This is a genomic window from Micromonospora sp. NPDC093244 (assembly GCF_040683695.1).
Lineage (GTDB): Bacteria > Actinomycetota > Actinomycetes > Mycobacteriales > Micromonosporaceae > Micromonospora.
This window is the reverse complement of sequence record NZ_JBFBEO010000001.1, coordinates 1,777,125-1,793,419: the sequence shown is the minus strand read 5'-3', so window position 1 is coordinate 1,793,419 and position 16,295 is coordinate 1,777,125. Positions and strand designations below refer to the sequence as shown.

The window sequence follows — 16,295 nt, the reverse complement described above, 5'->3', positions numbered from 1 at the left end:
CCGATTTCCCCCTGACGTTCTTAGCACGCATCGCGCACTCTCGTACCGTTATGGCATTTCTCGTCGCTTACGCGAGGTTCATTCGCGGCGCCGCGAGCTCCTCGACACGACCGGCCGCCTCGTACAGCAGCCGCTCGATCCGGTCGACCCCGGCCGGCAACGACATCTCCCGCAGGTACGCCGCACGCCCCCGGCGACCCATCTCGACCCGCGCCGGACCGGGGATCGTCGCGGCCAACCAGAACCGGTCGGCCAGCGCGGCCCAGTCCTCCGGCGGGCAGGACAGCCCCGCCCGGGCCCGTTCGACCAGCTCGGCGGTATCGCCGCCGGCCGAGGCCACCACCGGCGCGGCACAGGAGAGCGCGGCCTGCAGCTTGCCGGGCACCATGCCCCGCAGCTCCGGCAGATCCCGCAACATCACCAGCTGGTAGTCGGCGGCGGCGTACAACTGCGGCATGTCGACAGGCGAGCGCCGCTCCACGAAGCGGACGTTCTCCGCGCCCAACTCGGCGGCGAGCCCCCGCACCCGCCGCTCCTCGCCACCCGAGCCGACCAGGACCAGATCCATCGTCCGGTCCAGCGCCGCCGCCGCCCGTACCGCCGTCTCCAGCCCCTGCCGGACGCCGATCGTGCCGGCGTGCATCACCACGCACCTACCGTCGCGGCGGACCAGCTGGCGGGCCGCGGCGTCCGGCGTCGCCGGATGGAAGATCCGCTCGTCGGTCCAGTTCAGCACCACCTGGACCCGTGCCGGGTCGGCGCCGGCGGCGACCACCAGGTCCCGCATGGACGGCGCGGCCACCGCCACCCGCGCGGCGGACCGGTAGATCCTCGTCATCGCGGCGGACATCCGCGTCGCCCACCGCCCCTCGGCCGCCTCGGCGGCGCCGTCGCGCGCCCAGACGTCCTGGACGTGCAGCACCGTCGGCACCCGCCCGAGCAGCCGCAACACCCCGGCCGCGGCGAACGTGGTGGCCGGCAGCTGGAAGACATACAGCGCGTCGACATCGCCCAGGACGCGGCGCGCGGCCATCGTGGCGCTGCCCGCGAAGGACAGGTAACTGGCCATCCGGGCGCCGGTGGAGGCGCCCGCGCCGGTGTACCTCGGCACGCGCCGGACGGTCAGCCGTTCACTGTGCGTCTCGTGGTGCCAGCGCTGCCGCCAGCCCGGGTAGACGTGCCCGCCGGGGTAGTCCGGGAAGCCGGTGAGCACCCGAACCTCGTGCCCCCGCGCGGCCAGCGCCTCCGCGAGGCTCCCCGGAATGAACGCCGGTTCGGGTGGGAAGTGGTACGACAGGATGCCGATCTTCACCGGGACACCGCCGTCCACAGCGGATCGGCCCCGGTCGGCGCGGCACCGCACCCGGCCGGCACCCGGCCCGCGTACGATGCCGACAACCCCTCCCCGCGCGGCCACCGGCGTCGACGCACCGCGCTCGCGGTGCGCCCAGCCGGGTCCGCACCGACGGAAGGGACCCCGATGGCCGACCGCGTGCTGTTCGTCTGCCACGCCAACCTGTGCCGATCGCCGATGGCCGAGTACCTGGCCCGTCGCCTGCTCGCCGACCAGCCGGTCACCGTGGCCAGCGCCGGCACCGACGGGATGGACGGCATGACCATGCATCCGTACGCCATGGAGATCGCGGCCGAGAGCGGCGCGGACCCGGCGGACTTCCGGAGCCGGACGCTGCGCCCGGAGTACCTGGCCGACGCGACGCTTGTGCTCACCGCGACCCGGCGCCAGCGCTCGGTCTGCACCGCGCTGGCGCCCACGGCGCTGCACCGGACGTTCACGATGCTCCAGTTCGGCCGGTTGGCCGCGGCTGCCGAACCGGCCACCGAGCCGGCCGACGATCCGCTGGGAGCCGCGATAGCCGCCGCCACCCGCGCGCGGGGGCGGCTGCAACCCGCCGCCCCCGACGCGGATGACCTCCGGGACCCGATCGGCGGCACCGCCGCCGACTTCCGACGCTGCGCCGAGGAGATCGAACGGTCGCTGCGACCCCTCGCCGCGCTCATCGGGGCAGCCGGGTGAGCTCCTGGGTGCGGTCGCTGACGCCGTTGACCCCGTTGCTCTCGCTGTGCTTGGCCGCGGTCGCCCGGTCGGTAGGCACCGACGGCGTGGCGGTCGACGCGACCACCCGGTAGGCCTCGTACTGGTACGCCTCGGCCTTGGCCACCTTGGCCATGTTCAGCACACAGCCCAGCAGCCGCACCGAGACCGAGTGCAGCGAACGGGCCGCGGCGGCCACCTGGGTCCGCGAGGTGCGACCCTGCTGGCTCACCAGCAGCGCGCCGTCGGCCTGCACGGCCACCACCACACCGTCGGTCACCGCGAGCAGCGGCGCGGTGTCGATGATCACGATGTCCGCCGACTCGCGCAGCGCCAGCAGCAGATCGGCCATCGCCTTGGAGCCGAGCAGCTCGCTCGGGTTCGGCGGGGCCGAGCCGCTGGGCAGCACCAGCAGAGACTTGTCGCCCCAGCGCTGCACCACGTCACCGACCTGCACGTCGCCGACCAGCACGTCGGTCAGGCCGACGCCGGCGTCCAGACCCAGGTATTCGTCGACCTTGGGCCGGCGCAGGTCCGCGTCGACAAGCAGGACCCGCCAGCCGGCCTCGGCGAGGGCGATGGCCAGGTTGCAGGAGAGGGTGGTCTTGCCCTCGCCCTGCAGGGCGCTGGTGACGGCGATGACCCGGGCCGGCTCGTGCACGTCCACGAAGCGCAGGTTGGTCCGCAGCTTGCGGACCGCCTCGGCGCGCGCCGAGGTCGCGGCGTCGCCGACGATCAGCGGCGCCGTCCGGGCGCTGCTCTCGAACGGGATCTCACCGAGCAGCGGACTGCCGGTGGCCCGTTGCAGGCCCGCGGCGTCACGCAACCGGATGTCGGCCACGCCGCGCAGGATCGCCAGGCCGACGCCGAGCACCAGACCGATCAGCCCTCCGAGGGTGAGGTTCCGTACCGGCTGGGGTGAGACGGGGCTCGCGCTGACCCGTGGACCGCTCACCACCTCGATCTTGATCGGGGCCTTGCCCTCGGGTGGCGTCTCCACCTTCTGCACGAGGTCGACGAACTTCGCGGCGAGGGTCTCGGTCACCCGCAGGGCGCGGGTCTGGTCGGTGTCGGTGATCGACGCCCGCAGCAGGACGGTGCCGGCCTCGGTGGTGGTGCTCACCCGGCGCTGCACCTCGTCCGCGGTGAGCCCGACCGGGGTCTCGGCCACCACGCTCTGGGCCAGCCGGTCACTGGTGAGCAGGTCGGCGTACGACTTGACGCGCTGCTGCAGGAAGAGCCCGCCCTGGTAGGCGTCGGTGACGCCCTGGTTGGGGGTGGTGACGAAGAACGTCACCGAGGCGACGTACCGGGGTTGGGCCCGTACGGTCAAGAACGCCGAGAGACCCAGAGCGACCATGACCGTGACCAGCACGAGCCACCAGTGCCGACGTACGTGCCGCAATTGGCGGAGCAGGTCCATCAGGCGCGCCTCCGTGCCGATCCGGTTACGCCAAAGAACTTCACGAAAACCCCCAAGGTCGTCTTAAACTCGTGAAACCATTAAAGCCGCTCATACGGCTTATGTCCGGAGTTATGTATTTTCGGCGACGAGATGTGCGCCGACATGACCAACCCGACAGAAGGCCATTCGGCAGCGGCGACATCGGGGAAAAGTCGCCAACCGATCAGGCGGTGTCCGTTCGGCCCCCGCGGTCGGCGCGGCGTGCGCGCCCGGATAGGGTCGACAGCGGTGTGCCGGGAAGTCTGGTCGGCGAACGGATTCCTGCCGTCCCGACACCCGAGGTGAACCCCGCACATGGCCGACCCCACCCCGCCCGCCGACCGGTTCCGGCTGTTCTCCCGGTCGTCCTGGCCCGAGGCGCGGCACCTGGCCGACGTCCTGCGCACCGAGACGGTCGGCGGCGCCCTGCTCCTGCTCGGCGCCGTGATCGCGCTGATCTGGGCGAACTCGCCCTGGTCCGACGCGTACCTGCGGCTCGGCGACTGGGTGCCCTGGCCCGCTGGCGCGCGCTGGCACCTCGACCTTTCTCTGGCCACCTGGGCCGCGGACGGCCTGCTGGCCATCTTCTTCTTCGTGGTGGGGCTCGAACTCAAACGCGAATTCGTCGTCGGGGAACTGCGCGACCCGCGACGGGCGGCCCTGCCGGTGGTGGCCGCCCTCGGCGGAATGCTGCTGCCCGCGCTCATCTACGTGGCGGTCGTGGTGGCCGGCGGCGGAGAGGGGCTACGCGGCTGGGCGATCCCGACCGCCACGGACATCGCCTTCGCGCTGGCCGTGCTCGCGGTGGTGAGCTCCCACCTGCCCCAGGGCCTGCGCGCCTTCCTGCTCACCCTCGCCGTGGTCGACGACCTGTTCGCGATCACCATCATCGCGGTCTTCTACACAGCCGACTTCCATCCCGTACCGCTGCTCGCCGCGCTGGTCCCTATCGCGATCTTCGCGCTGCTGGTCCGTCGGGGGCGTACCTGGTGGTGGGCGCTGATCCCCCTCGCGGTTGCCACCTGGGCGCTGGTGCACGCCTCAGGTGTGCACGCCACGGTGGCCGGCGTCCTGCTCGGCTTCACCGTGCCGGTCCTGGCCCGCCGCCCGGCGGGCGAGCCGTCGAGCGCCGCGCGCCCGACCGACGACGCCGGTGGTCTCGCCGCGCACCTGGAACACCTGTGGCGGCCGGTGTCCGCAGGCTTCGCCGTGCCGGTCTTCGCCCTGTTCGCGGCCGGCGTCACGCTGCGCGCCACCGACGTGGGGGCTCTGCTGACCGACCCGGTGGTCATCGCCATCGTCGCCGGTCTGGTCGTGGGCAAGAGCGTGGGGATCTTCGGGTCGACCTGGCTGCTGGCCCGGTTCACCCGCGCCGAACTCGACGAGGACATCAGATGGGCCGACCTGCTCGGCATCGCGCTGCTCGCCGGCGTCGGATTCACCGTGTCGCTGCTCATCGGCGACCTGGCCTTCGGCGCCGGCACGGTCGCCGACGGGCGGGTGAAGACCGCGGTGCTGGCCGGCTCGGTGATCTCCGCCGGGATGGCCGCCGTCGTGCTGCTGCGGCGCAACGCCGCGTACCGGCGCGTCGCCGAACGGGAACGGGTGGACGCCGACGGCGACGGCGTGCCCGACGTCTACCAGCGCCCGGGCGGCTGACGACCGGGAGCGCGGGCCGGCACCGACCCGCGCTCCCCGACGTACCGTCCGTGCCGGTCAGCGCCCCCGGTCGGCGGGGCGGTGCTCCTCGGTCTCCTCGGACAGCGCCTCGGCCGCCGGCCCGGTGAGGTCGTCACCGGGCACCGCCACCTCCTCGGCCACGTCCCGCTCGTCGGGCTTCCCGCCGGGCTGCGGCTCGGGAGCGGTGGCACCGCCGGCGAAGCCGTACTCGTTCGGTTCGTCGTGCCTGCTCATGTGGTTGTCCTCCCGCTCTCGCCGGTTCCGCCTCTCACCGCCAACGGTAGGTGGTGATCGTCCCCGCCGCAGGGCGGCCCGGATTGTCGACGCGGCCACGCCGGCGCGGTGCCCAGCGCCGCCCAGAGCAGCTGGCGAAGCGCGACGATCGCCGCCGCGCCGGCCAGTCCGCTCCAGTCCGGCTGGCCGACGAGCCGGAGCAGACCTGCCGCGACCAGCAGGTCCAGCAGCACCCGGATGGCGGTCCGGGGAGCCCCGGTGCTCAACACCACCACCACACCCGTGACGAGGGCCAGCGCGGTGACCGCCAGGGCCGGCGCGCCGGTCACGACCGGCGCTCGCCCTCGGCCACCTGCCGCTGCTCCTGACGGATCTCCCGACCCAGGAAGTAGTTGAGCGCCGTCCGGATCGTGGCGATGGCGGCCAGCTGGCCGATCTGGGTGAACGACGGAGACACCGCCGTCCGGAGCACGTCGGCCGCCAACTGGAACTCCAGACCCAGGGTCAGGAAACGACCCAGGGTGAGCCGGATCGGAGTGAAGACGGCGGCGGTACGGTGCCGCAGCCCCTCGACCACGAACCGCACCGCCGCCCAGACGGCACCCACGAAGATCACCACAGCTCCGGCGACCTCCACCACGGCGACCAGCACCTCGTCGCCGTGGCGCAGCAACTCCGCCGGCTCCACCCCGGGCCGTTACCCGCCCTCGGGGCGCCTAGTCGGTGCTCACGTCAGCTCGTTCACCGCCTCCAGGATCAGCCAGAGGCCCGAGATGGCGAAGAGGATCGCGGCGCCGTACCTGATGGTCTTCTCCGGGAGGCGACGGCCGAGCATCCGCCCGACCATGATCGCGAGGGCGTCCGCCGCCACCATGCCGATCGTGGAGCCCAGCCAGGTGCCGAACCAGCCGTACTTGGTCGCGAGGGTGATCGTGGCGAGCATCGTCTTGTCGCCCAACTCGGCGAGGAAGAACGCCACCGACACGGCCACCAGCGCCGTCTTGTTGGTCTTCTCCGCCTTGCTCTTCTCCTCCTCGGTGAGCTTGTCCCCCCGCAGGGTCCACGCGCCGAAGCCGAGGAACGCCACACCGGCCACCAGAGAGATCCAGTCGGTGGGAAGCACGGCCCCGAGACCCACACCGATGGCGACCGACGCCAGGTGCACCACCGCCGTCGCGACGGTGATGCCGATCAACACCGGGATGGGCTTGAACCGCGTGGCGAAGGTCAGCGCCATCAACTGGGACTTGTCCCCCAGTTCGGCGACGAAGATGACGCCGAAGCTGACCACCAGCGCGGCGAAAAATCCCTCCATGACATCCTTCCCGTCTTCACACCGGGAGGAGGTACAGGGGCGCCCTCGACCCGGCTGCTACAGCCTGAGTCGAAGGTCTCGCCCGCCCCTGGGAACCGGGGCCGCGTGGCCGGATGCGGAACGCACCAGTATGTCGACCACGACATTGGGGGCTACTCCCCTTCGCGCGACCAGCCTAACGGATCACTCCCCATGGCCGGGCGCCCGGGTGGGTGGGCCGGCTCACCGCGCCCGCGCCAGCGTCACGCCGAACAACCCGTCCGGGTCGGTCCAGAACTCCTCCGCGGTGAACCCCGCCGCGCCCAACTCGGCGGCGATCCCCGCCGGACGGAACTTCGCCGACACCTCGGTCCGCAAATCCTCCCCCGCCGCGAACTCGACAGACAGGTCCAGCACCCGCACGGTCATCGGCCTCGTGGCGCGCAACCGCATCTCGATCCACTCGTGCTCGGAATCCCAGAGAGCGACGTGCGCGAACGCCTCCGGGTCGAAGTCGGCCCCCAACTCCCGGTTGATCACACGCAGCACGTTGCGGTTGAACTCGGCGGTCACCCCTGCCGCGTCGTCGTACGCCGGCACGACCACCGACGGGTCCTTCACCAGGTCGGTGCCGAGCAGCAGCCAGTCCCCGACCTCCAGAGCGGCGCGCATGGCGGCCAGGAACTCGGCCCGCTCGGCCGGCAACAGGTTGCCGATCGTGCCACCGAGGAACGCCACCAGGCGACGGCCGCCGGTCGGCAACCTGTCGAGCTGCCTGGTGAAGTCCCCGACGATGCCCCGCACCCGCAGGCCCGGGTAGTCCGCCGCGATCCGCGCGGTGGACCCCAGCAGCGCGCTCACCGACACGTCGAGCGGAACGAACGTGCCCAGCCCGCCCCGGCGGGTGAACGCGTCCAACAACAGCCGGGTCTTCTCCGATGAGCCCGAACCCAACTCGACAAGCGTCTTCGCGCCGGTCACCGCCGCGATGTCGGGGGCGTGCCGCGCCAGCACCGCCCGCTCGGCCCGGGTCGGGTAGTACTCGGGAAGACGGGTGATCTCCTCGAACAGCTCACTGCCGCGGGAGTCGTAGAACCACTTCGGCGGCAGCCACTTCGGCTCCGCGGTCAACCCGGTCCGGACGTCCTGACGCAGGCCACGCTCCACGTCCTGCTGCTCAAGGTAGATCTCCAACGGTTCCGCAGTCATCGGCCCTGCCTCTCTGCTCAGTCAACACTCGCGTGCCCGACCGGTGCCGCTCACCGGACCGGCAGTGGGCGTACCCGCACCCCGTCCGCCGTGGCGGTGACCAGCTGCCCCTCGGGCACCGGCCGCCACCCCGGGTCGTCGTCGTGTGGCTCCGAGGCGAGCAGCACCGAGCCGCGCGCCGCGCGCACCGACAACGCGTGCCCGGCCACGCTGGCCACCACCGACCGCCCGTCGGTGAGCAGCAGGTTCAACCGGGAGCCCGGCGCGGCCGCGGCCACGTCCGCCACCGTCTCGGCGACCGCCCGCGCCGGGTCGTCGCCGGCCCGCAGCCGATGCCGCACCAACGCCCACAACAGGGCCGAGTCGGTGGCGGCGTCCAGGGTCAGCAGGTCGCGGACGGGCAGCGCGGCGGCGAGCGGCACCACCGCGTCCGGCCAGCCACGGATCACACCGTTGTGGCTGAACAGCCACCGGTCCTGCGCGAACGGCGCGGCGGCCCCGTCCTGCACCGCCATCCCGACGGTGGCCGAGCGCACCGCGGCGAGAACCGCGCCGGAGCGGGTCACCGCCGCGAGCTCCGCGATCGTCGGATCACTCCAGATCGGCTGGGCCCGCCGGTAGCGCACCGGCTCGCCGTCACCCGGATACCAGCCCACACCGAAACCGTCGGCGTTGATCGTGCCGCCGCCGCGCATGTCACGCGGCGCCCAGGACTGGCGCACCAGCGAGTACGCGGGCTCGAAGAGCAGCTCGGCCAGGGTGACAGGTGGCCCCAGATAGGCCAGGTGGCGGCACATCAGCGCCACCGGTCAGCCGCGCGTCGCGTCACAGGCGCGACTCGTCCGGGCCGGCGTCCCGCGCACACCGGAAACCGCTGAAGATCTGCCGGCGGATCGGATAGTCCCAGTTGCGGAACGTGCCCCGGCAGGCCGACCGGTCCGTGCCGAACGAGCCGCCACGCAGCACCCGGTAGTCGTCGCCGAAGAAGACCTCCGAATACTCCCGGTACGGGAAGGCGGTGAACCCGGGATGCCCCCGAAAGGCAGTCGACGTCCACTCCCAGACGTCGCCGATCAGCTGGTGCACGCCCAGCGGCGAGGCGCCCGCCGGGTACGCGCCCACCGGAGCCGGCCGCAGGTGGCGTTGGTCCAGGTTGGCGTGCGCGGCGGTCGGCTCGTCGTCGCCCCACGGGTAGCGGCGCGAGCGCCCCGTCGCCGGATCCCACCGGGCAGCCTTCTCCCACTCCGCCTCGGTCGGCAGTCGCTTGCCGGCCCACGCCGCGTACGCCTGCGCCTCGTGGAAGCACACGTGCACCACCGGCTCGTCCGCGCGCACCCGGTCCCACCGGCCGAACCGCCGGTACGACCAGCCGTCGCCGTCGCGCCGCCAGTGCATCGGGGCCTCGAGCCGCTCCCGGACCCGGTGCGCCCAGCCGGCCGGGCTCCACCAGCGCCTGTCGGTGTAGCCGCCGTCGGCGATGAACGCCTCGTACTGGCCGTTGGTGACCGGGGCCGCGTCGATGACGTACGCGGGCAGGTCGACGCGGTGCGCGGGACGCTCGTTGTCCAGGGCCCACGGATCGGTGTCGGTGCCCATGGTGAACTCGCCGGCCGGGACCAGCACCTCCCCGACGACGGACGCGGACGGCTCCGGTGGCGCCGGGGCGTGTAGCACCGCCGGCCCCGCGCGCAGCTGGTGGGTGGCGAGCATCGTCTCGTCGTGCTGCTGCTCGTGCTGGACGATCATGCCGAAGGCGAACCCGTCGGCCACCAACGGACGCTCGGTGAACCGCACCGTGTCGAGCAGGTCGTGCACCTTGTCCCGGACGGTGCCCAGGTAGGCGCGGGCCTCCGCGGGCGGCAGCAGGGGCAGCGTCGGCCGGTCGCGGCGGGGCTGCTTGAACGCGTCGTACAGCTCGTCGATGTCGCACCGGACCGGCTCGCGGCCCCCGACGTCCCGCACCAACCACAGCTCCTCCTGGTTGCCGACGTGCGCCAGGTCCCAGACCAGCGGCGACATCAGCGGCGAGTGCTGGCGCATCAGGTCGGCGTCGTCGACCACCTCGGTCAGCAGCGCGGTACGGGATCGGGCCCGGGCCAGCTCCGCCGCGATCCGGTCGCGCAGCCGCTCCCCGTCGGTGTGTCCCGTCGTCGTGCTCGCGGTCACCGGTCTCCCCTCTCCGCGGCGGTCAGCCGCCGCCGAACGCCTCGTGCGATGTCGTCGTGGATGTCGGTGGGCAGGTCCAGCAGCGGCAGCCTGGTCAGGGCCAGGTCGAGCAACGCCGAGGCGGCGGCGGCCAGCGCCGCGTCGGCGAGCCCGTGCCGGGCGGCCGCGGACCAGCGGTGCGCCACCGCGGCGGCGATCGTGTACGCGTCCCGCACCGTGCCCGGGTCGGCGAACAGGGCGGTCAGCACCGCCAGCGGAAGCCGCCAGTCCCGCCCCGGCTGGGCGTCCAGGTACCGCAGTTCGAGGTAGCCGCGGGGACGCACCGGCGGGAACAGCGTGCTGACGTGGTAGTCGAGATCGTCGGTGGTGGGTGGGTGGGGCAGCGCCCCGTCGAGCCAGTCGGCGAACGTCACGCCGGGCGGGGCGGCCCAGTCCGGGCCGTGCCGGCGCAGGCAGAGCAGCGGTGCCGCGAGCACGTACCGCACCCAGGTGTTCCTCGGGTCCTCGTGGGCGTCCGCTGCCGTCCAGACCGGCCGGGTGCGGGACGGGTCGATGGCCAGCCACGCCGCCATCCGGGCCGAGGCCCAGCCGGTGCGACGCCCGGCGTGCCGGTTGGCGGACGCGAATGCCGCGAGCAGCGGTGGGCCGACCGCGTGCGCGGCTGCCCACCGTGCGGAGACCTGGTCCGGTTCGCCGGCGTCGAGGCAGATCTGAAGGCCTGCGGTGCTGTACATCATGGTCCGGCCGGCCGGACCACGCCTGTCGAAGGCGCCGCGCATGGCGCGGTAACGGGGAGTTTCCACCACCGGGCGGGGCCGTCGGTGCGGGTCGATGCCGCTGCGGCCGAGGATCAGACCGGCGGCGGCCAGCAGGTCGGTGACCTGGGCGATGTCGGCCTCGGTGGCCTCGATCAGCGCGGCGGTCGAGGAGCGCGGCGGGGTGGAGATCTCCAGTTGGCCACCCGGCTCCAGCGTCACCGTGCCGCCGTGTCGCAGCGGCTCGGCCGAGCTTGTCACGTCCAGGGTGACGGGGCTGTGCCGTCCGAGCGCCGCCCTGAGCCGCGTCGGTGTGACAGGGAGGGCGGGATCGGCGGCGTCGTGCACGGTCCATTCCAGTTCGACGCCGGTGTGGGTGGGTGGGCCGGTCTTGAAGCAGATCCGGGCGAGATGTCGCACTGCGGCGGCGGACTCGCGCAGAATCGCGCTGCGGTCCAGCTCGGGTGACGTCACCACCTGTCGTGCCCCCTCTCCGTGTGCCGACTTCGGGACACGGTGCCACCGTAAACCCGCCCACCGACAGCGTCGGGGCGTCCGCGGCGCCACCAACCCCTGTCTAACAGACGAATTTCCGGCCCGCAGGGCGGAACGAACCGCGATCCTCAGTCCCGGACGGGATGCTCCGTCGGCGGTTCCGACGGCTTGACCTTCGCCGACTCAGACGGCTTCGACTTCGGCTTCGGCGGCGTCGAGGGCGGTACGGGCGACGTGGTCGGGGCCGGCGTCGCCTCGTGCAGCAGCCGCTGGCAGTACGGCCCGACCTGGGCCGGCCCGCCCGCGGCGGTCACCAACTCCCGCCAGCCGGGCGTGCGCAGCGCCTTCTCCCGCTGGTCGGGCTTCTTGGCCTGCCAGGCACGGCACAGCCCGCGCAACTGGCTCGCCGGTAGCGCCCCGGACGGGGTGACGCCCGTGGCCGACGGCGCACCAGGTGTCGCCCGATCGGGCACAGCTCCCCGGTCGCCGGAGGGGCTCGCCCCGGCGTCGGTGGGGCTCGGCCGGGGACTGCTCGGCGCCTGCGGCGGCGACGGGTCGGGTGGCTGGTCGAGGGTGACGGCGGCGAAGGCGACGCCCGCCGCCGTGGCGGTGGCCGCCAGCGCGCCGACCCACGCCACCGCGCCGGTGGTCAGCCGGCGGCGGCGCGACCGGCGGGACACGGCGGGCTGCTGGTCGGCCCGGGCGGCCCGGAACGCGGCCAGTGCCTCCTGCTCACCGGCCAGCTCACCGGGCCGGGCCGGGGCGGCAGCGGCGGCGAGGAGGCCGGCAAGCGGGTCGGGGGCCGCCAGGGGCGCGTGCTGAGGCGCCGGCGACGCGGCGGCGCGGGCGGCGTCGAGCAGCCGTTCGGTCTCGGCGCGGTCGGCCCACCGGTCGGGCCGGTTCGGGTTCATCCGGAATCCCCTCACGTCAGCCATCCGCCGACTCGGCGTGTGTCCGACCTGACAGCCCGCGCGGACGGGGCGGCTGCGCGACCGTCCCGCCGTCGACCGACGACACGCCGTCGTCGACACCGACCGGCGACGCGGCGCCATCTCCGCCGGCGGGTGGCGGGACGGTCGGTGTGCCGGCGACGGCCGGATCCGGGCGTTCCAGGAGGGCCGCGAGACGGCGCAGGCCGCGGTGCGCGGCGGTGCGCACCGCGCCGGCGCGGCGACCGAGCACCTGACCCGCGGATTCCGCGTCCAGGCCGATCACCGCCCGCAGCAGGACGGCCTCCGCCTCCCGGGGCGGCAGGGTGGCGATCAACGCCAACGCCGACTCCGTGCCGATCGTCTCCCCGGCCCGCTCGGCGGTGTCCGCGTCGCTCGCCAGGTCGGCGAGCGCCTGCACCGGCACCGGCAGCGACGGTCGACGGCGCAGCTTGCGCAGGTGGTCCATCGCCCGGTTACGGGCGATGGTGACGGTCCAGGCCCGGAACTCGCCGCCGGTGAAGCTGGGCAGGTCACGGGAGATCTGCAGCCAGGTCTCCGACGCGACGTCCTCGGCGTCCCCGCCCACCAGGGCGGTCAGGTAGCGCAGCAGCCCGGGCTGAAGGCTGCGGTAGAGAAAGCGGAACGCCTCCTCGTCTCCAGCCTGCGCCGCGGTGACCGCGTCGGTCAGTTCGGCGGTCATCGGTGGCCCGCGGATCGCCGCGCGGCGTTCGATGAGGCGGGACGTGCCGGCTCGACCAGCATCCGCACCCGCACCGCCCTCCACCGACTCTGGTCATGCCACGACCGAGGTCGTCTCGGCCGGGGGTCTGGGCCAGCGCGACGACGGTCGGCTCCCGACGGGTGACCCGCCGTGGCCGCCGGGCGGGGCCCGAGCCGCGCTAACGCTAGGAGCGGACCCACCGGGCGACAAGTCGGCACCGCGTCACGGAAGAGTGACAATTGTCAAACCGCTGAATCGGCGCGTCCCCGTAACGGCCGGCGGCCGGCAGACGCTCCCCGTACCCGCGGCTGGGCATGAGCATTCCTCGACAACGGGCCGGCGTCCACCCGTCGACCTTCCGTGACGCCGGGCTACCAGCCCGTCACGGAACGGCGATCCCCGCCCAGGTCACACCCGGGGACGGGCCGTCCGGCGGGACGCCCGCAGCGCGCCGTTCCGCGCCACTCTAGGTACGGTAATGCTGTGTTGTCATCGGAGGTCGTGCTCAGCGGGCGGTACCGCCTGGACGAACGTGTCGCCACCGGCGGCATGGGCGACGTCTGGCGCGCCTCGGACCTGGTCCTGGGCCGACAGGTGGCGGTGAAGGTCCTGCTGCCGGCGCTGGTCTCCGACCCCGACTTCATCGCCCGCTTCCGGGCCGAGGCGCGGATCATGGCGGCGCTGCGGCACCCGGGCATCGTGCAGGTGTACGACTGCGGCGAGGACGACCTGCCCGACGGCGGTCGGGCCGACTACCTGGTCATGGAGTTCGTCGACGGTGAGCCGCTGTCCAAGCGGATCGAGGCGGCCGGCCGGCTCGACGTCTCCGAGACGATGTCGATCGTGGCCCAGGCGGCCCACGCGCTGAACGCGGCGCACCGTGGCGGCATCGTGCACCGCGACGTCAAGCCGAGCAACCTGCTGGTGCAGGAGGACGGCACCGTCGTCCTGGTCGACTTCGGCGTGGCCCGCTCGACGAACGTCACGAGCATCACCAGCACCAACGCGGTGCCCGGCACCGCCCTGTACATGGCACCGGAGCAGGCCGCCGGCCGACCGGTCAGCGGCGCCACCGACATCTACGCCCTGGGCGCCGTCGCCTACTGCTGCCTCACCGGCGGTCCACCGTTCACCGGCGACAACCCGCTCCAGGTCGCCGTGCGCCACCTCGACGACGAGCCGCCGGAGCTGCCGCACGAGATCCCGGAGGCGGTCCGCGCCCTGGTCTCGCGGGCGCTGGCCAAGGATCCTCTCGACCGTTTCAGCAGCGGCGCGGCGATGGCCGAGGCGGCCCGCACGGCGGTGACCGGCGGCGAACCGCCCACCGCCATGGCGTCGTCCGTTCCGTTGCGGGACGCCGGGCCGGGCACCCGCACCGACGTGCCGGCCGGCGCGGCCGTGGCCCCGGCGGGTCGTCGACGCGGCCGGCGGGGCGCGTTGGTCGGCGCGGCGGCGACTGTGCTGGTGGCGGTCACCGCGCTGGTGGCCGCGCTGGGCGCCACGAAGAACGCGGACGCCCCGGCGGTCAAGTTGCCCACCAACTCCCCGACCGTGGCACCGACCGGCCAGGTGGAGGTGCCGGCCGGGAACGAGCAGGTCACCGAGGACTCGGCCCGCCCGAACCGGCCGAACGCTCCCGCGACCAGTCCGTCGGCCCCGGTCAGCGCGACGCCGAGCATCCAGCCGAGCCAGACGACAACCCCGCCGACACCGACGGCGACGGCGACCACCTCGGCTCCGACAAGCGGTCCGACGAGCGCCACCCCGAGCGACCCGACGACGGGCCCGACGACTCCGACGACCCCGCCGGTGACGGACCCGGACGACCCGACGAACGACTGAGCGGGCGGTCCGACCGGGCCCCCACCAGCACCGATATCACCAAAACGGACTTACGTCGTCGACTACCACTCTAGGCTCACAGCAGGTCATTTCCACCATCTGCCGCGGGAGCCCGGGTGAGCGCTGAGAAGCTGGTCGTGATCGGCCAGGGGTACGTCGGACTGCCGCTGGCCATGCGCGCCGTCGAGGCGGGTCTGGACGTGATCGGCCTCGACGTCGACACCGACCGGGTCAAGCGGCTCGCCTCCGGCGAGTCGTTCGTCGAGGACATCCCCACCGACCGGCTGGGCCGGGCGTTGGGCAGCGGGCGGTACCGTCCGAGCTCCGACTACGCCGACGCCGAGGGCTTCGACGTCTGCGTCATCACCGTTCCGACGCCGCTGCGCGACGGCACCCCCGACCTGAGCTTCGTCGAGCAGGCGGGCGTGGGCATCGGCCCGTACGTGCGGCCGGGCTGCACGGTGATCCTGGAGTCCACCACCTACCCGGGCACCACCGAGGAGCTGCTGCGTCCGCTTCTGGAGTCGGCCAGCGGGCTGCACAGCCCCGGCGACTTCCACCTCGGCTACAGCCCGGAGCGGATCGACCCGGGCAACCCGACCTGGCGGCTGGAGAACACGCCGAAGGTGGTGTCCGGCGTCGACCCGACGTCGCTGGCCCGGGTGGACGGCTTCTACAGGCGTCTGGTGGAGCGCACCGTGCCGGTGGACTCCACCCAGGTCGCCGAGCTGACCAAGCTGATCGAGAACACCTTCCGGCAGGTCAACATCGCGCTGATCAACGAGCTGACGATGCTCTCGCATCCGTTGAACATCGACGTCTGGCAGGCGATCGAGGCCGCCGAGACGAAGCCGTTCGGTTTCCTGCCGTTCAAGCCCGGCCCGGGCGTCGGCGGGCACTGCCTGCCGATCGACCCGTGCTACCTGTCCTGGCAGGTCAAGCGCCGCCTCGGCCGGCAGTTCCGGTTCATCGAGCTGGCCAACGACGTCAACCACGAGATGCCCGAGCACGTCGCCCAACGGATCATGGCCGGGCTGAACCGGACCGGCCGCGCCGTCAGCGGCGCCCGGCTGCTGTTGCTCGGTCTGGCGTACAAGAAGAACACGGGTGACATGCGGGACTCCCCCGCGGTCGACGTGGCCCGCCGGCTCCAGGACCTCGGCGCCGAGGTCCACGCCGTCGAGCCGTACGCCGAGGCGCACCAGATTCCCGCCGGCGTCACAGTGGTCGGCCTGACCGAGCGGGAGGTGCGGGCCGCCGACGCGGTGGTGGTCGTCACCGACCACGACAGCTTCGACTACGACCTGGTGGTCGAGCACGCCCGCTACGTCTTCGACACCCGCAACAGGTGCTCCGGCCCGGTGGTCGAGCGCCTGTAGACCCGGCACCGCTGGCCGGTCCCGCCGCCGGGGAAGACGGCGGGGCCGGCCGGCGGATGTCCGCCCGGACGGTGCGACGCGGCACGCCGGC

General features: G+C 73.2%; 16 protein-coding genes. 4 read left to right on the top strand and 12 right to left on the bottom strand.

The features are described 5' to 3' along the window. Window positions 1-67 precede the first annotated feature (67 nt). The gene (locus AB0N27_RS07895) at window positions 68-1,312 is read right to left on the bottom strand and encodes a glycosyltransferase family 4 protein (RefSeq protein WP_364364840.1); all 1,245 of its coding nucleotides are present in this window, start codon (window positions 1,310-1,312) and stop codon (window positions 68-70) included. Between the two features lie 168 nt (window positions 1,313-1,480). Here AB0N27_RS07895 and AB0N27_RS07890 point away from each other — a divergent pair, with 168 nt between their 5' ends. Next, a complete protein-coding gene (locus tag AB0N27_RS07890) occupies window positions 1,481-2,035 on the top strand; it encodes a low molecular weight phosphatase family protein (protein WP_364364837.1) in 555 nt (184 codons plus the stop codon). Here AB0N27_RS07890 and AB0N27_RS07885 read toward each other — a convergent pair. Continuing rightward, on the bottom strand, window positions 2,016-3,476 hold the full coding sequence (locus AB0N27_RS07885) for a polysaccharide biosynthesis tyrosine autokinase (protein ID WP_364364834.1): 1,461 nt from the start codon (window positions 3,474-3,476) through the stop codon (window positions 2,016-2,018). The genes AB0N27_RS07890 and AB0N27_RS07885 overlap by 20 nt on opposite strands. A 336-nt stretch (window positions 3,477-3,812) precedes the next feature. Between AB0N27_RS07885 and nhaA the strand changes: the two genes are divergently transcribed. Continuing rightward, window positions 3,813-5,156, top strand: a complete 1,344-nt coding sequence (gene nhaA / locus AB0N27_RS07880) for a Na+/H+ antiporter NhaA (protein WP_364364831.1) — start codon at window positions 3,813-3,815, stop codon at window positions 5,154-5,156. 57 nt (window positions 5,157-5,213) lie between these two features. On the opposite strand, the gene AB0N27_RS07875 is transcribed toward nhaA, so the two are convergent. From AB0N27_RS07875 to AB0N27_RS07830, 10 genes are all read right to left on the bottom strand, one after another. Then, window positions 5,214-5,411, bottom strand: coding sequence for a hypothetical protein (locus AB0N27_RS07875; RefSeq protein ID WP_139586568.1), 198 nt, complete (start codon window positions 5,409-5,411; stop codon window positions 5,214-5,216). Next, entirely contained in the window at window positions 5,408-5,740 is a 333-nt protein-coding gene (locus tag AB0N27_RS07870) for a hypothetical protein (protein WP_364364828.1), read from the bottom strand. Before AB0N27_RS07870 ends, AB0N27_RS07875 begins: the two co-directional genes overlap by 4 nt. Next, window positions 5,737-6,099 carry a DUF1622 domain-containing protein gene (locus tag AB0N27_RS07865; RefSeq protein ID WP_357990394.1) on the bottom strand — a complete coding sequence of 121 codons (363 nt, stop codon included), beginning with the start codon at window positions 6,097-6,099 and terminating at the stop codon, window positions 5,737-5,739. The genes AB0N27_RS07870 and AB0N27_RS07865 overlap by 4 nt, the downstream gene beginning before the upstream one ends. 39 nt (window positions 6,100-6,138) lie before the next feature. Beyond that, window positions 6,139-6,726 carry a TMEM165/GDT1 family protein gene (locus AB0N27_RS07860; protein WP_364364823.1) on the bottom strand — a complete coding sequence of 196 codons (588 nt, stop codon included), beginning with the start codon at window positions 6,724-6,726 and terminating at the stop codon, window positions 6,139-6,141. A gap of 222 nt (window positions 6,727-6,948) precedes the next feature. Then, window positions 6,949-7,914, bottom strand: a complete 966-nt coding sequence (gene egtD / locus AB0N27_RS07855; protein ID WP_364364820.1) for an L-histidine N(alpha)-methyltransferase — start codon at window positions 7,912-7,914, stop codon at window positions 6,949-6,951. A gap of 50 nt (window positions 7,915-7,964) precedes the next feature. Beyond that, window positions 7,965-8,711: an ergothioneine biosynthesis protein EgtC gene (egtC, locus tag AB0N27_RS07850; RefSeq protein WP_364364817.1), complete on the bottom strand. Its 747-nt coding sequence runs from the start codon at window positions 8,709-8,711 to the stop codon at window positions 7,965-7,967. Between the two features lie 28 nt (window positions 8,712-8,739). Continuing rightward, window positions 8,740-10,080, bottom strand: coding sequence for an ergothioneine biosynthesis protein EgtB (gene egtB / locus AB0N27_RS07845; RefSeq protein WP_364364814.1), 1,341 nt, complete (start codon window positions 10,078-10,080; stop codon window positions 8,740-8,742). Further along, window positions 10,077-11,312: an ergothioneine biosynthesis glutamate--cysteine ligase EgtA gene (gene egtA, locus AB0N27_RS07840; protein WP_364364811.1), complete on the bottom strand. Its 1,236-nt coding sequence runs from the start codon at window positions 11,310-11,312 to the stop codon at window positions 10,077-10,079. Before egtA ends, egtB begins: the two co-directional genes overlap by 4 nt. Before the next feature lie 146 nt (window positions 11,313-11,458). Beyond that, window positions 11,459-12,241 carry a hypothetical protein gene (locus AB0N27_RS07835; RefSeq protein ID WP_364364808.1) on the bottom strand — a complete coding sequence of 261 codons (783 nt, stop codon included), beginning with the start codon at window positions 12,239-12,241 and terminating at the stop codon, window positions 11,459-11,461. 16 nt (window positions 12,242-12,257) lie between these two features. Then, complete coding sequence (locus AB0N27_RS07830) at window positions 12,258-12,962, bottom strand: RNA polymerase sigma factor (protein WP_364364805.1); 705 nt, start codon at window positions 12,960-12,962, stop codon at window positions 12,258-12,260. A gap of 504 nt (window positions 12,963-13,466) precedes the next feature. Here AB0N27_RS07830 and AB0N27_RS07825 point away from each other — a divergent pair. Beyond that, window positions 13,467-14,825, top strand: coding sequence for a serine/threonine-protein kinase (locus AB0N27_RS07825; protein ID WP_364364802.1), 1,359 nt, complete (start codon window positions 13,467-13,469; stop codon window positions 14,823-14,825). A gap of 116 nt (window positions 14,826-14,941) precedes the next feature. Beyond that, window positions 14,942-16,204: a nucleotide sugar dehydrogenase gene (locus tag AB0N27_RS07820; protein WP_364364799.1), complete on the top strand. Its 1,263-nt coding sequence runs from the start codon at window positions 14,942-14,944 to the stop codon at window positions 16,202-16,204. Window positions 16,205-16,295 lie beyond the last annotated feature (91 nt).

What these genes read in the sequence shown, in the direction of transcription:
- AB0N27_RS07890 (WP_364364837.1), top strand. Translation starts at nt 1,481, where the DNA reads ATGGCCGACCGCGTGCTGTTCGTCTGCCACGCCAACCTGTGCCGATCG.
- AB0N27_RS07835 (WP_364364808.1), bottom strand. Translation starts at nt 12,241, where the DNA reads ATGAACCCGAACCGGCCCGACCGGTGGGCCGACCGCGCCGAGACCGAA.
- AB0N27_RS07885 (WP_364364834.1), bottom strand. Translation starts at nt 3,476, where the DNA reads ATGGACCTGCTCCGCCAATTGCGGCACGTACGTCGGCACTGGTGGCTC.
- egtD (WP_364364820.1), bottom strand. Translation starts at nt 7,914, where the DNA reads ATGACTGCGGAACCGTTGGAGATCTACCTTGAGCAGCAGGACGTGGAG.
- AB0N27_RS07860 (WP_364364823.1), bottom strand. Translation starts at nt 6,726, where the DNA reads ATGGAGGGATTTTTCGCCGCGCTGGTGGTCAGCTTCGGCGTCATCTTC.
- egtC (WP_364364817.1), bottom strand. Translation starts at nt 8,711, where the DNA reads ATGTGCCGCCACCTGGCCTATCTGGGGCCACCTGTCACCCTGGCCGAG.
- nhaA (WP_364364831.1), top strand. Translation starts at nt 3,813, where the DNA reads ATGGCCGACCCCACCCCGCCCGCCGACCGGTTCCGGCTGTTCTCCCGG.
- AB0N27_RS07830 (WP_364364805.1), bottom strand. Translation starts at nt 12,962, where the DNA reads ATGACCGCCGAACTGACCGACGCGGTCACCGCGGCGCAGGCTGGAGAC.
- AB0N27_RS07875 (WP_139586568.1), bottom strand. Translation starts at nt 5,411, where the DNA reads ATGAGCAGGCACGACGAACCGAACGAGTACGGCTTCGCCGGCGGTGCC.